General features: G+C 56.2%; 12 protein-coding genes. 9 read left to right on the forward strand and 3 right to left on the reverse strand.

Annotated features, from left to right (window positions below):
- The first annotated feature begins 32 nt into the window (after positions 1 to 32).
- The 4 genes from LBF07_RS12630 to psiE all read left to right on the forward strand — a co-directional run bounded on the left by LBF07_RS12630 (position 33) and on the right by psiE (position 4,090).
- Positions 33 to 671, forward strand: a complete 639-nt coding sequence (locus LBF07_RS12630) for a YjbF family lipoprotein (RefSeq protein WP_094935069.1) — start codon at positions 33 to 35, stop codon at positions 669 to 671.
- Complete coding sequence (locus LBF07_RS12635) at positions 668 to 1,405, forward strand: capsule biosynthesis GfcC D2 domain-containing protein (RefSeq protein ID WP_094935068.1); 738 nt, start codon at positions 668 to 670, stop codon at positions 1,403 to 1,405. The genes LBF07_RS12630 and LBF07_RS12635 overlap by 4 nt, the downstream gene beginning before the upstream one ends.
- Positions 1,405 to 3,501, forward strand: coding sequence for a YjbH domain-containing protein (locus tag LBF07_RS12640; protein ID WP_064673006.1), 2,097 nt, complete (start codon positions 1,405 to 1,407; stop codon positions 3,499 to 3,501). Before LBF07_RS12635 ends, LBF07_RS12640 begins: the two co-directional genes overlap by 1 nt.
- Before the next feature lie 178 nt (positions 3,502 to 3,679).
- Positions 3,680 to 4,090, forward strand: coding sequence for a phosphate-starvation-inducible protein PsiE (gene psiE, locus LBF07_RS12645; RefSeq protein ID WP_021242727.1), 411 nt, complete (start codon positions 3,680 to 3,682; stop codon positions 4,088 to 4,090).
- Between the two features lie 98 nt (positions 4,091 to 4,188).
- On the opposite strand, the gene malG is transcribed toward psiE, so the two are convergent.
- From malG to malE, 3 genes are all read right to left on the reverse strand, one after another.
- Positions 4,189 to 5,079 (reverse strand): maltose ABC transporter permease MalG, encoded by an 891-nt coding sequence (gene malG, locus LBF07_RS12650; protein ID WP_023310002.1) that lies wholly within the window; start codon positions 5,077 to 5,079, stop codon positions 4,189 to 4,191.
- Between the two features lie 14 nt (positions 5,080 to 5,093).
- Positions 5,094 to 6,638: a maltose ABC transporter permease MalF gene (malF, locus tag LBF07_RS12655; protein ID WP_094935067.1), complete on the reverse strand. Its 1,545-nt coding sequence runs from the start codon at positions 6,636 to 6,638 to the stop codon at positions 5,094 to 5,096.
- A gap of 125 nt (positions 6,639 to 6,763) precedes the next feature.
- Positions 6,764 to 7,954 (reverse strand): maltose/maltodextrin ABC transporter substrate-binding protein MalE, encoded by a 1,191-nt coding sequence (gene malE / locus LBF07_RS12660; RefSeq protein WP_039264157.1) that lies wholly within the window; start codon positions 7,952 to 7,954, stop codon positions 6,764 to 6,766.
- Positions 7,955 to 8,324: 370 nt separating this feature from the next.
- Here malE and malK point away from each other — a divergent pair, with 370 nt between their 5' ends.
- The 5 genes from malK to ubiA all read left to right on the forward strand — a co-directional run bounded on the left by malK (position 8,325) and on the right by ubiA (position 13,469).
- Entirely contained in the window at positions 8,325 to 9,434 is a 1,110-nt protein-coding gene (gene malK, locus LBF07_RS12665) for a maltose/maltodextrin ABC transporter ATP-binding protein MalK (protein WP_023310005.1), read from the forward strand.
- 71 nt (positions 9,435 to 9,505) lie between these two features.
- Entirely contained in the window at positions 9,506 to 10,843 is a 1,338-nt protein-coding gene (locus LBF07_RS12670) for a maltoporin (RefSeq protein ID WP_072210885.1), read from the forward strand.
- A gap of 112 nt (positions 10,844 to 10,955) precedes the next feature.
- Positions 10,956 to 11,909, forward strand: coding sequence for a maltose operon protein MalM (malM, locus tag LBF07_RS12675; protein WP_087823764.1), 954 nt, complete (start codon positions 10,956 to 10,958; stop codon positions 11,907 to 11,909).
- Positions 11,910 to 12,089: 180 nt separating this feature from the next.
- Entirely contained in the window at positions 12,090 to 12,587 is a 498-nt protein-coding gene (gene ubiC, locus LBF07_RS12680) for a chorismate lyase (protein ID WP_023334136.1), read from the forward strand.
- A 12-nt stretch (positions 12,588 to 12,599) separates the two neighbouring features.
- The gene (gene ubiA / locus LBF07_RS12685) at positions 12,600 to 13,469 is read left to right on the forward strand and encodes a 4-hydroxybenzoate octaprenyltransferase (RefSeq protein WP_032662636.1); all 870 of its coding nucleotides are present in this window, start codon (positions 12,600 to 12,602) and stop codon (positions 13,467 to 13,469) included.
- Positions 13,470 to 13,527 lie beyond the last annotated feature (58 nt).

Consider the following 13,527-nt stretch of genomic DNA (forward strand, 5'->3'; position numbering starts at 1 on the left):
GTGTGGTTATTTCGCCCCTTCGGAGAAGAGTCGTGAAGCGACCTGCAATCATTCTGATTTGCCTGCTGCTGCAGGCGTGCTCGGCCACCACCAAAGGGCTGGGAAACTCACTGTGGGAAAGCATGTTTGGCACACCGGGCGTGCATTTGACCGATGACGAACTTCAAAACATGCCCTATGCCAGTCAGTACATGCAGCTTAACGATGGCCCGCAGCTGTTTGTGGTGCTCGCTTTCGATGAAAACGGGCAGCAGAAATGGGTGACGCAGGATCAGGCCACCATCGTGACGCAGCATGGTCGTATCGTGAAAACCCTGTTGGGTGGCGACAACCTGCTGGAGGTGAATAACATCGCTGCCGATCCGCTGATCAAGCCGAACCAGATCGCCGACGGCGCAAGCTGGACGCGCACGATGGGCTGGACCGAACATAAGCAGGTGCGTTACGCCACGGCACGCTCGACCTTCCGCTGGGACGGCACGGACAGCGTGAAAGTCGGCAGCGACGAAACGCAGGTTCGCGTGCTGGATGAAGAAGTCACTACCGACCAGGCCACCTGGCACAACCGCTTCTGGATCGACGAGGAAGGGCAGATCCGCCAGTCCCTGCAGTATCTCGGTGCCGAATTCTTCCCGGTGAAAACCACCCTGATCAAGGCGGCGAAATCATGAAAACGCTCATCCACGTTGCGCTTATCGCCAGCCTTGCCGCGCCGCTGGCATGGTCCGCAGGGACGGTGAAGGTCTACACGCCGGACAGTGAAAAACCCAAAACCTTAACCCACGCTGAGCATCTGCTCGATCTCGTCGGACAGCCAAGGCTCGCCAACAGCTGGTGGCCGGGGGCAGTGATCGCTGAGCGGCAGAAGACCGCTGAAGCGGAACAACAGCACAAGGCGCTCCTTGCCAGGCTGACGGGATTAGCGGAGCAGGAAGATGGCGACGACGCGGCGGCGATTAACAGCGTTCGCCAGCAGCTGCAGGCGCTGAAGGTGACGGGCCGTCAGAACTTGAACCTGGATCCCGACGAAGTGCGCGTCACGGAAAAGGGCAATCCCACGCTTGAAGGGGAGTATACGCTCTGGCTGCCGGAGAAGCCGACGACGGTGACCGTGATGGGGCTTATCAGCAGCCCGGGTAAAAAGCCCTTTACGCCCGGTCGTGACGTGGCGAGCTACCTCGACGAGCAGAGCCTGCTGAGCGGTGCCGATAACAGCTACGCCTGGGTGGTTTACCCTGACGGGCACACACAAAAAGCCCCCGTCGCTTACTGGAATAAACGGCATATCGAACCTATGCCGGGCAGCATCATTTTTGTCGGTTTTGCCGACCATTTCTGGACGAAGGCGTATGACGGGCTTAACGCCGATATCCTTCACTCCCTGATTCAGCGGATACCGGAATAATGAAAAGAACCTATCTCTACAGCATGCTGGCGCTCTGCGTGAGTGCCGCCTGCCATGCAGAAACGTATCCGGCACCCATTGGCCCGTCTCAGTCAGACTTCGGCGGCGTCGGTTTACTGCAAACGCCCACCGCGCGTATGGCGCGCGAAGGCGAAATTAGCCTTAACTACCGTGATAACGACCAGTATCGCTACTACTCCGCCTCGGTGCAGCTGTTCCCGTGGCTTGAAACCACGCTGCGCTATACCGACGTGCGTACGAAACAATACAGCAGCGTAGAGGCGTTCTCCGGCGATCAGACTTACAAAGATAAAGCCTTCGACGTCAAGCTGCGCCTGTGGGAAGAGAGCTACTGGATGCCGCAGGTGTCCGTGGGCGCCAAAGATATCGGTGGTACCGGTCTGTTTGATGCGGAATACATCGTGGCCAGTAAAGCCTGGGGGCCGTTCGACTTCTCGCTCGGTCTGGGATGGGGCTATCTCGGCACCAGCGGAAACGTGAAAAACCCGTTTTGCTCCTACAGCGATAAATACTGCTACCGCGATAACAGCTATAAGAAAGCGGGCTCCATCAACGGAGACCAGATGTTCCACGGTCCGGCGTCGCTGTTTGGCGGCGTGGAGTATCAAACGCCCTGGCAGCCATTGCGCCTGAAGCTGGAATATGAGGGGAATGACTACTCGCAGGACTTCGCCGGAAAGATTGAGCAGAAGAGCAAGTTTAACGTCGGCGCCATTTATCGCGTCACCGACTGGGCCGACGTTAACCTCAGCTACGAGCGCGGCAATACGGTGATGTTTGGCTTCACGCTGCGCACCAACTTTAACGACATGCGGCCGCACTACAATGATAACGCGCGCCCTGCATACCAGCCGGAGCCGCAGGATGCGATTCTGCAGCACTCCGTGGTGGCAAACCAGCTGACGCTGCTGAAATACAATGCCGGCCTGGCGGATCCGAAAATTCAGGTGAAAGGCGACACGCTGTACGTCACCGGCGAGCAGGTGAAATACCGCGACTCGCGCGAAGGGATCGAACGCGCTAACCGGATCGTTATGAACGATCTGCCGGAGGGGATCCGCACGATCCGCGTGACGGAGAACCGCCTCAACCTGCCGCAGGTCACAACCGAAACGGACGTTGCCAGCCTCAGGCGCCATCTGGAAGGCGAGCCGCTCGGGCATGAAACCGAGCTGGTGCAAAAACGCGTAGAGCCGATCGTGCCGGAAACCACCGAGCAGGGCTGGTATATCGACAAATCGCGCTTCGATTTCCATATCGATCCGGTGCTGAACCAGTCCGTCGGCGGGCCTGAAAACTTCTACATGTATCAGCTGGGCGTCATGGCGACGGCGGATCTGTGGCTCACCGACCACCTGCTGACCACCGGCAGCCTGTTCGGCAACATCGCCAATAACTACGACAAGTTCAACTACACCAACCCGCCAAAAGACTCGGCGCTGCCGCGCGTGCGTACCCGCGTGCGTGAGTACGTACAAAACGATGCCTACGTGAATAACCTGCAGGCCAACTACTTCCAGTACTTCGGCAACGGCTTCTACGGCCAGGTGTACGGCGGGTATCTGGAAACCATGTACGGCGGCGCGGGGGCGGAAGTGCTTTATCGTCCTGTCGACAGTAACTGGGCGTTCGGGGTGGATGCCAACTACGTCAAACAGCGTGACTGGCGCAGCGCGCAGGACATGATGAAATTCACCGACTACAGCGTCAAAACGGGCCATCTGACCGCCTACTGGACGCCGTCGTTCGCCCCTGACGTGCTGGTGAAAGCCAGCGTCGGCCAGTACCTGGCGGGCGATAAGGGCGGTACGCTGGACATCTCTAAACACTTCGACAGCGGCGTCGTGGTGGGTGGCTACGCCACTATCACCAACGTTTCGCCGGACGAGTACGGGGAAGGGGACTTCACCAAAGGGGTCTACGTGTCGATTCCGCTGGATCTGTTCTCGTCAGGCCCAACCCGCAGCCGTGCGGCAGTGGGCTGGACGCCGCTGACGCGTGACGGGGGTCAGCAGCTTGGACGTAAGTTCCAGCTGTATGACATGACGAGCGATAAGAACATTAACTTCCGCTGATGCTTCTTTGCCCGGTGGCGCTGCGCTTACCGGGCCTACGTTAGTGTTTTTGTAGGCCGGGCAAACGCAGTGCCGCCCGGCAAGAATGCTCATGCGGACAAAACATAAACAAAAAATATAGATCCCCGTCACATTTTTGCGTTATACAGGAACCTCGCCCTGGAGAATGAGGTGCTGTATGACATCCCTGACTCGCCCGCGCGTTGAGTTTATCTCAACAGTCCTCCAGACCGTGCTGAACCTCGGTCTGTTGAGCCTTGGCCTGATACTGGTCGTCTTTTTGGGTAAAGAGACAGTGCATCTTGCGGATGTACTGTTCGCCCCTGAACAAACCAGCAAATATGCGCTGGTGGAAGGCCTGGTGGTCTACTTTCTCTACTTTGAATTTATCGCCCTGATTGTGAAGTACTTTCAGTCCGGCTTTCACTTCCCGCTGCGTTATTTTGTCTACATTGGGATCACTGCGATAGTGCGGCTGATCATCGTCGATCATAAGTCCCCGCTCGACGTGCTGATCTACTCGGCGGCGATCCTGCTGCTGGTGATCACCCTCTGGCTGTGCAACTCGAAGCGGCTGAAACGCGAATAAAAAAAATGGCGCTCCGAAGAGCGCCTAACAACAGTCACAAGTTGGGTCAATACAATACGTCTAAAGTTGAGGGTTGCAGTGGCATAACAAAATGAAACTTAACCTTTCACACCGCCCGCCGTCAGGCCGTTGACCAGCCAGCGCTGCGCCAGCAGGAACACCACGGTAATCGGGATGGCGGAAAGTACGGCCGCCGCGGCAAAGTCGCCCCACAGGTAGTTTTGCGGGTTGAGGTATTGCTGCATACCTACGGCCAGGGTGTAGCTGTTCACATCACGCAGTAACAGTGAGGCAACCGGTACTTCGGTGATCGCAGCGATAAACGACAGGATAAACACTACCGCCAGAATCGGCACCGACAGCGGCAGCAGCACCAGGCGGAACGCCTGCCACGGGGTTGCGCCATCCAGAGCGGCCGCTTCTTCCAGCGAGCCGTCGATAGTTTCGAAATAGCCTTTGATGGTCCACACATGCAGTGCGATACCGCCAAGATAGGCGAAGATCACGCCGCCGTGGGTGTTCAGGCCGATAAACGGTACGTACTGGCCCAGACGGTCAAACAGGGCATACAACGCCACCAGCGACAGTACGGCCGGGAACATCTGGAAAATCAGCATCCCTTTCAGCAGCGTCGCTTTGCCCGGGAAACGCATGCGGGCGAAGGCATAAGCACAGGTAGTGGAAAGCGCCACGATACCAATGGCGGTAATGCCTGCGATTTTCACCGAGTTCCACAGCCACAGCAGGACCGGGAACGGCGGCGGCGTGACGCGGCCATCCGCGTGTTCCACGCTGAAGCCCAGCGCGAGCTTCCAGTGCTCCCAGGAGATTTCGTCCGGGATCAGGCTCCCTGTCGCGAAGTTACCCGAACGCAGGGAGATGGCGATAACCATCAGCAGCGGGAACATGATCGCCGCGATGAAAATCAGCAGGCCTAAGTGCGTCGCCAGGAGGCGCAACTTTTGAGATTTGGGTTGTACCATTGCCATGATTGATGCCCTCCTTAATCAAATTTCATACGTGTGGCTTTCAGGTTCACAATCGCCAGAGCGCCTACCAGCAGGAAGATCAGGGTGGCAATCGCCGCCGCCAGACCGAAGTCCTGGCCGCCGCCGCCTTCGAAGGCGATACGGTAGGTGTAGCTCACGAGCAGGTCGGTATAGCCTGCTGGCGTCGTGGTGCCAAGGCGGTCCGGGCCGCCGTTGGTCAACAGCTGAATCAGCACGAAGTTGTTAAAGTTAAAGGCGAAGCTGGCAATCATCAGCGGCGTCAGCGGTTTAATGAGCAGCGGCAGCGTAATTTTAAAGAAGTTCTGGAATGGGCCCGCGCCGTCCATCGCCGAGGCTTCGTACAGATCGTCCGGGATAGCCTTCAGCAGGCCCATGCACAGGATCATCATGTACGGATAACCGAGCCAGGTGTTCACGATGATAATCATCGAGCGAGCGGTGGTCGGGTCGCTGAACCAGGCCGGTTTGATGCCGAACAGGGCGCTCAGCATCATGTTGATTTCACCGAAGCTCTGGTTAAACAGCCCTTTGAAAATCAGAATCGAGATAAACGACGGTACGGCATACGGCAGGATCAGCAGCACGCGGTAAATCGCTTTGCCTTTCAGGGATTCCCACTGGACCAGACAGGCCAGCACCATGCCCACGGCCACGGTCAGGATCACCGTCAGCACCGAGAAGACCACCGTCCAGACGAAGATGGCGAAGAACGGTTTCTGAATGCCTTCGTCGGTAAACACGCGGGTAAAGTTGTCCCAGCCGATGGTGACGGTATAGCCCGGGCTGAGCTTGTCATCACCCCATTTGCCGTCGGCAGTAATGGACTGATAGAAACCAATGTCGTTATTCGGACGATATTTCACGCCGCTCTGGTTGTTGGTCAGCGTACCGTCGTCCGCCAGGGTATACAGCGGCTGCGTGCCGGAGAACTGGCGCAGCGAGCTCATGGTCACCTTGCTGTCGTCTGGCAGCACGGCGGTGAGCTGGGTCAGCGCCTGACGGTTCTGGGTAATGACGCGCAGGTTGGCGCGTTCACCTTCCGGCAGGGCCTGTGCCTCTTTTAAGGTGAGCTTCTGCTCGCCGCCAAATTTGAACGCGTCGGAGACATAGTATTTGCTGCTTGCTTCGTCAGTAAGCGCTAACTTCCAATCGTTCCCGGCAGGATACAGGCCGAAGTTAAAGGTCTTGCCTGCCTGATATGAGCGATCCAGCAGGACCTGCTGCGCGCGTTCCTGCGCAAGCTGGTTGGTGCTGCTGTAGTTGGTAAACGCAATGGCGATGGTACAAATCAGCGGGAACAGGACAAACAGCCCCATCCCGGCCACGCCCGGATAAACATAGCGCCAGGCATAGGCTTTACGATTAGCGAAAATATACAGGCCAGCAGAGCTTAAAATCAGCGTCATGATGGCAAACAGATATTCCCCTTGTACGTACATTAAAACAACAAGGTAACCCACCAGCAGACACAGCAGACCGATCGCTGACCACTTCAGCGCGTCGCTTTGCCACCAGCGTTTCTTTTTAATGACATCCATGGGGTTTTTCCTCTACAACGTTTGATCTTTTCTCCCTCTCCTGGGGGAGAGGGCCGGGGTGAGGGCGTGCGGATAGCGCCAACCCTCACCCTAACCCTCTCCCGAAGGGAGAGGGGACTACGTCATTACTTAGTAATACGACCCTGAGCATCTTTCAGCGCGGCATCGACAGTCTGACGACCGCTTGCAGCGTTGATGACCGCGGTACGCGTGGCGTACCAGAACGCAGCCATCTGTGGGATGTTCGGCATGATTTCGCCTTTCTGGGCGTTATCCATGGTGGCCGCGATACGTGGATCTTTCGCCAGCTGATCCTGGAAGGATTTCAGCGCGACGGCGCCCAGCGGTTTGTCCTTGTTCACTTCATCCAGACCCTGATCGGTCAGCAGGTAGTTTTCCAGGAACTCTTTCGCCAGCTCTTTGTTCGGGCTGGCGGCGTTGATGCCCGCGCTCAGCACGCCAACGAACGGTTTAGACGGCTTGCCTTTGAAGGTTGGCAGCAGCGTCACGCCGTAGTTGACTTTGCTCTTGTCGATGTTGGTCCAGGCCCACGGACCGTTGATGGTCATCGCGGTTTCGCCTTTGTTGAACGCCGCTTCCGCGATGGAGTAGTCGGTATCCGCGTTCATGTGTTTGTTCTTGATCAGATCAACCAGGAAGGTCAGACCCGCTTTCGCGCCCGCGTTGTCCACGCCCACGTCTTTCACGTCATATTTGCCGTTTTCAAACTTGAACGCGTAACCGCCGTCGGCAGCAATCAGCGGCCAGGTGAAGTACGGCTCTTGCAGGTTGAACATCAGCGCGGATTTACCTTTCGCCTTCAGCTCTTTATCCAGTTTCGGGATCTCTTCCCAGGTTTTCGGTGGGTTTGGTACCAGGTCTTTGTTGTAAATCAGAGACAGGGCTTCAACCGCGATAGGGTAAGCGATCAGCTTGCCGTTATAGCGAACGGCATCCCAGGTGAACGGGAACAGTTTGTCCTGGAAGGCTTTATCTGGCGTCACTTCTGCCAGCAGGCCAGACTGCGCGTAACCCCCGAAACGGTCATGCGCCCAGAAAATAATGTCCGGGCCGTCGCCGGTTGCTGCAACCTGCGGGAACTTCTCTTCCAGCTTGTCAGGGTGTTCTACGGTAACTTTGATGCCGGTATCTTTTTCGAATTTTTTGCCCACTTCGGCCAGGCCGTTATAGCCCTTGTCGCCGTTAATCCAGATAACCAGTTTGCCTTCTTCAATTTTGGCGAGCGCCGGTGCGGAAATCATCATTGCTGCGAGGGCGGACAATGCGAAAACGCGTGCGCCAGTCTTGATATTCATAGCTGCCATCCTTTTTGGTGATGTCTCGTGGTATGACTTCAGTGGTTCAACGTGTCTCAGTCTCCTTATTTGACATCCTCTTTCCATCCTCCCAACCCCTACGCCCCACCCCCCGTTTGTGTGATCTCCGTTGCATAAATTTAAGTTATGAGTGCTGGCGCACATAAAAAACCACCGAATTTTGCAGGCGGCTTCACGAATTTTGCCTCAGCCCGCCCACGGCGGTCGCAGAGCCTGCTCCCTCATCCTCCCGCCTCCTCCCCCATAAAAAAGGCGGGGGGTGGAGGATTCGGGAAAGTAATGGATACCCCATAGTGAACTTATCTTGAATGTTTCTGTCGGTGACAGGTTGTAACGAAGGGAGAAGGGCATGGCGAGCGTACAGCTGCGTAATGTAACGAAAGCCTGGGGTGACGTTGTGGTGTCGAAAGACATCAATCTGGACATCAACGAAGGCGAATTCGTGGTGTTTGTTGGCCCATCAGGCTGTGGTAAATCTACTCTGCTGCGTATGATTGCCGGTCTTGAAACGATTACCAGCGGCGACCTGCTGATTGGTGATACCCGAATGAACGACATCCCGCCTGCCGAACGTGGCGTCGGTATGGTGTTCCAGTCTTATGCACTCTATCCACACCTTTCCGTTGCCGAAAATATGTCCTTTGGCCTGAAGCTGGCCGGCGCGAAGAAAGAGGTCATTAACCAGCGCGTGACGCAGGTGGCGGAAGTGTTACAGCTGGCCCACCTGCTGGAGCGTAAACCAAAAGCGCTTTCCGGTGGTCAGCGTCAGCGTGTGGCGATTGGCCGTACGCTGGTGGCCGAACCGCGCGTGTTCCTGCTCGATGAACCTCTCTCTAACCTGGATGCCGCCCTGCGCGTCCAGATGCGTATTGAAATCTCCCGTCTGCACAAGCGTCTTGGCCGCACGATGATTTACGTCACCCACGATCAGGTGGAAGCGATGACCCTCGCCGACAAAATCGTGGTGCTGGATGCCGGCCGCGTGGCGCAGGTGGGTAAACCGCTGGAGCTGTACCACTACCCGGCAGACCGCTTTGTTGCGGGCTTCATTGGCTCGCCAAAGATGAACTTCCTGCCCGTCAAAGTGACCGCGACAGCCATTGAACAGGTACAGGTGGAGCTGCCAAACCGCCAGCAGGTCTGGCTGCCGGTCGACAGCGCCAACGTACAGGTCGGGGCAAATATGTCCCTCGGTATTCGTCCTGAGCACCTGCTGCCGAGCCACATCGCTGATGTGACCCTGGAAGGTGACGTTCAGGTCGTCGAACAGCTTGGTCACGAAACACAGATTCATATCCAGATCCCCGCCATCCGTCAGAACCTGGTCTACCGCCAGAACGACGTGGTGTTGGTAGAAGAGGGTGCCACATTCGCTATCGGCTTGCCGCCAGAGCGTTGCCATCTGTTCCGTGAGGATGGCACTGCATGTCGTCGGTTGCACAAAGAGCCAGGCGTTTAAGCAATCCCAAAAGAAGACACGAAACCGACAGGTGAAGTGTTCAAAGAAAAGCAATGATCTCAGGAGATAGAATGATGATTACTCTGCGCAAACTTCCTCTGGCAGTTGCCGTCGCAGCGGGCGTAATGTCTGCTCAGGCAATGGCCGTGGATTTCCATGGTTATGCTCGTTCCGGTATCGGCTGGACGGGTAGTGGCGGCGAACAACAGTGCTTCCAGGCAACCGGTGCTCAAAGTAAATACCGTCTGGGTAACGAATGTGAAACCTATGCGGAACTGAAACTGGGCCAGGAAGTGTGGAAAGAGGGCGATAAGAGCTTCTACTTCGACACCAACGTCGCGTATTCCGTGGCGCAACAGAACGACTGGGAGGCCACTGACCCGGCGTTCCGTGAAGCCAACGTGCAGGGTAAAAACCTGATTGAGTGGCTGCCAGGTTCGACTATCTGGGCCGGTAAGCGCTTCTATCAGCGTCATGACGTCCACATGATCGACTTCTACTACTGGGATATTTCAGGTCCTGGTGCAGGTCTGGAAAACATCGACGTAGGTTTTGGTAAGCTCTCTCTGGCTGCAACCCGTTCTTCTGAAGCCGGCGGTTCTTCATCCTTCGCCAGCAACAGCGTTTATGACTACACCACTCGCACGGCGAACGATGTCTTTGACGTGCGTTTAGCCCAGATGGAAATTAACCCGGGCGGTACCCTGGAGCTGGGGGCTGATTACGGCCGTGCAAACCCACGTGATGATTATCACCTGATCGACGGCGCATCTAAAGATGGCTGGATGTTCACCGCTGAACACACGCAGAGCATGCTGAAAGGCTACAACAAATTCGTTCTGCAATATGCAACTGACTCTATGACCTCTCAGGGTAAAGGTCTGTCGCAAGGTTCGAACATTGGCACTACTGACGATATCAACTATGGCATCAACAACAACGGGCACCTGTGGCGCGTACTTGACCACGGTGCTATCTCGCTGGGCGATAGCTGGGATCTGATGTACGTCGGTATGTACCAGGATATCAACTGGGATAACAACAACGGTACTAAATGGTGGACCGTAGGCGTTCGTCCTATGTACAAATGGACGCCTATCATGAGCACTCTGCTTGAAGTGGGCTACGACAACGTCAAATCTCAGGAAACTGGCGAAACCAACAACCAGTATAAAATCACCCTGGCACAACAGTGGCAGGCTGGCGACAGCATCTGGTCACGTCCAGCAATCCGCGTCTTCGCCACCTATGCCAAGTGGGATGAGAAATGGGGTTATGCGCCTTCAGGTAAAAACTCCGTTGCGGGTTACACCCCAGGCATGGCCTATAGCGATACCACTGCGAAAAGCTTCAGCCGCGGCGACAACGATGAGTGGTCCTTCGGCGCCCAGATGGAAATCTGGTGGTAATCCCGTCTTAACCTGACGTAATGACCAAACTGAGGGGCGCAAGCCCCTCAATCCTTGGGACGGCGCGCTATTGCCTGGCTACCGCTGACCTGTGCATTTTGAGGTGATAACAATGAAAATGAACAAAACTCTCCTTGCCCTTTGTTTAACCGCAGGGCTGCTGGCAAGCGCGCCTGCTGTAACGCTCGCTAACGTCAATTTCGTTCCGCAAAACACAACATCCGCGCCAGCCATTCCGACAGCTGCATTGCAACAGCTTGTCTGGACCCCTGTCGATCAGTCTAAAACCCAGACCACCCAGCTCTCAACGGCTGGTCAGTCACTTAATGTTCCGGGTATTACCGGCCCTGTCGCTGCGTATAGCGTACCCGCCAATATTGGTGAACTGGCCATTACCTTGACCAGTGAGGTTAATAAGCAGACGAGTGTATTTGCACCAAACGTGTTGATTCTCGATCAGAACATGACGCCATCTGCCTTTTTCCCAAGTGAATACTTTACGTATCAGGAGCCCGGCGTGATGAGCGCCGACCGTCTGGAAGGCGTCATGCGCCTTACGCCAGCGCTGGGCCAGCAAAAACTCTACGTTCTGGTCTTTACCACTGAGCAAGATCTTCAGAAGACCACCACGTTGCTCGATCCGGCTAAAGCCTACGCAAAAGGTACCGGTAACGCGATTCCTGATATTCCAGACCCGATTGCTCGTCACGTCACCGACGGAACGTTAAAGCTGAAGGTGAAAACGAACAGCGGTTCAAGCGTGCTGGTCGGCCCGCTGTTTGGCTCTTCCGGTTCCGGCCCTGTCACTGTAGGTAACACAGCTGCTCCTGCCTATACCGCGCCAGCTGCCACGGCAGCCGCACCGGTAGCGACCGCAGCGCCTGCCCCGGCGAAGAAGGCCGAGCCGGTACTGAACGACACCGAAGAGTACTTCAACAACGCCATTAAGCAGGCGGTGAAGCGCGGCGATGTCGATAAAGCGCTGAAACTGCTTGATGAAGCCGAACGTTTAGGTTCAACCACTGCCCGTTCCACCTTTATCAGCAGTGTAAAAGGCAAGGGGTAACCGTTTCCCCACAGTGCTGATTTGTTAGTAGTTTGGTGCGCCTGAGTGGGCGCACTTTTTTTCGTAGCCGCCAGGCTGTTGCGCCCATGTTGCGATCGTGATCGTTAAATAACGTTTGGCCCCCCTCAATCCGTGTTTCTGCGATACAATGCCATTACGTTATGTATCGGAGAGTCTGGCATGTCACACCCTGCGCTAACGCAACTGCGTGCGCTGCGCTATTTCGACCAAATACCTGCGCTTGATCCGCAGCAACTGGACTGGCTGTTGCTGGAAGATTCCATGACGAAACGTTTTGAGCAACAGGGTAAAACGGTCACGGTGACCCTGATTCAGGAAGGGTTTGTCTCTGGCGATGAGATCGCCAGCGAGCTGCCGCTGCTGCCGCAAGAGCCACGCTACTGGCTGCGCGAAATTTTACTCTGTGCTGATGGTGAACCGTGGCTTGCCGGGCGGACGGTGGTCCCCGAGTCCACCCTTTCCGGGCCAGAGCTCGCGCTGCAACGTCTGGGGAAAACGCCTCTGGGGCGTTACCTTTTTACCTCGTCTGAGCTTACCCGGGATTTTATTGAGATTGGTCGTGATGCCGAACTCTGGGGGCGTCGTTCCCGCCTTCGCCTGAGCGGTAAACCGTTAATTCTGACGGAGCTTTTTTTACCGGCATCACCGTTGTACTAAGAGGAAGAAAAAATGGAGTGGAGCCTGACGCAGAATAAGCTGTTGGCGTATCACCGCTTAATGCGTACCGATAAACCCATTGGCGCGTTACTGCTGCTGTGGCCGACCCTGTGGGCGCTGTGGCTCGCCACGCCGGGCGTGCCGCCGCTGTGGATCCTGGCCGTGTTCGTTGCCGGCGTCTGGCTGATGCGCGCGGCGGGCTGCGTGGTGAATGACTATGCCGATCGTAAATTCGACGGTCATGTTAAGCGTACTGCCGGACGTCCGTTACCCAGCGGGCAGGTCACCGGGAAAGAAGCCCGCGTGCTGTTCATTGTTCTGGTGCTGCTCTCTTTCCTGCTGGTGTTAACCCTCAACACCATGACCATTCTGCTTTCCGTTGCGGCGCTGGCGTTGGCCTGGGTATATCCCTTTATGAAGCGCTATACCCACCTGCCTCAGGTGGTGCTGGGCGCGGCGTTTGGCTGGTCGATTCCGATGGCGTTTGCGGCGGTTAGTGAGTCCTTACCGCTCAGCTGCTGGCTGATGTTCCTGGCGAACATTCTCTGGGCGGTGGCGTATGACACGCAATACGCGATGGTAGACCGCGACGATGACCTGAAAATTGGCATCAAATCCACCGCCATCCTCTTTGGTCGTCAGGACAAGCTGATTATCGGTATCCTGCAGGTCGCGGTACTGGCGCTGATGGTCGCGATCGGTCGCCTGAACGGGCTGAACTGGGAGTTTTACTGGTCCGTGCTGGTGGCGGGACTGCTGTTTGCGTACCAGCAAAAGCTGATTGCGAAGCGTGAGCGTGACGCCTGTTTTAAAGCGTTTATGAACAACAACTACGTCGGTCTGGTGCTGTTTTTAGGCCTGGCGATGAGCTATTTCTTATAAAAAAGTCGGGTGGCGGCTTCGCCTTACCCGACCGATGAGTTAACAGGACATGGAGGCC

Source organism: Enterobacter cloacae complex sp. ECL352 (assembly GCF_020149545.1).
Classification (GTDB): domain Bacteria; phylum Pseudomonadota; class Gammaproteobacteria; order Enterobacterales; family Enterobacteriaceae; genus Enterobacter; species Enterobacter asburiae_B.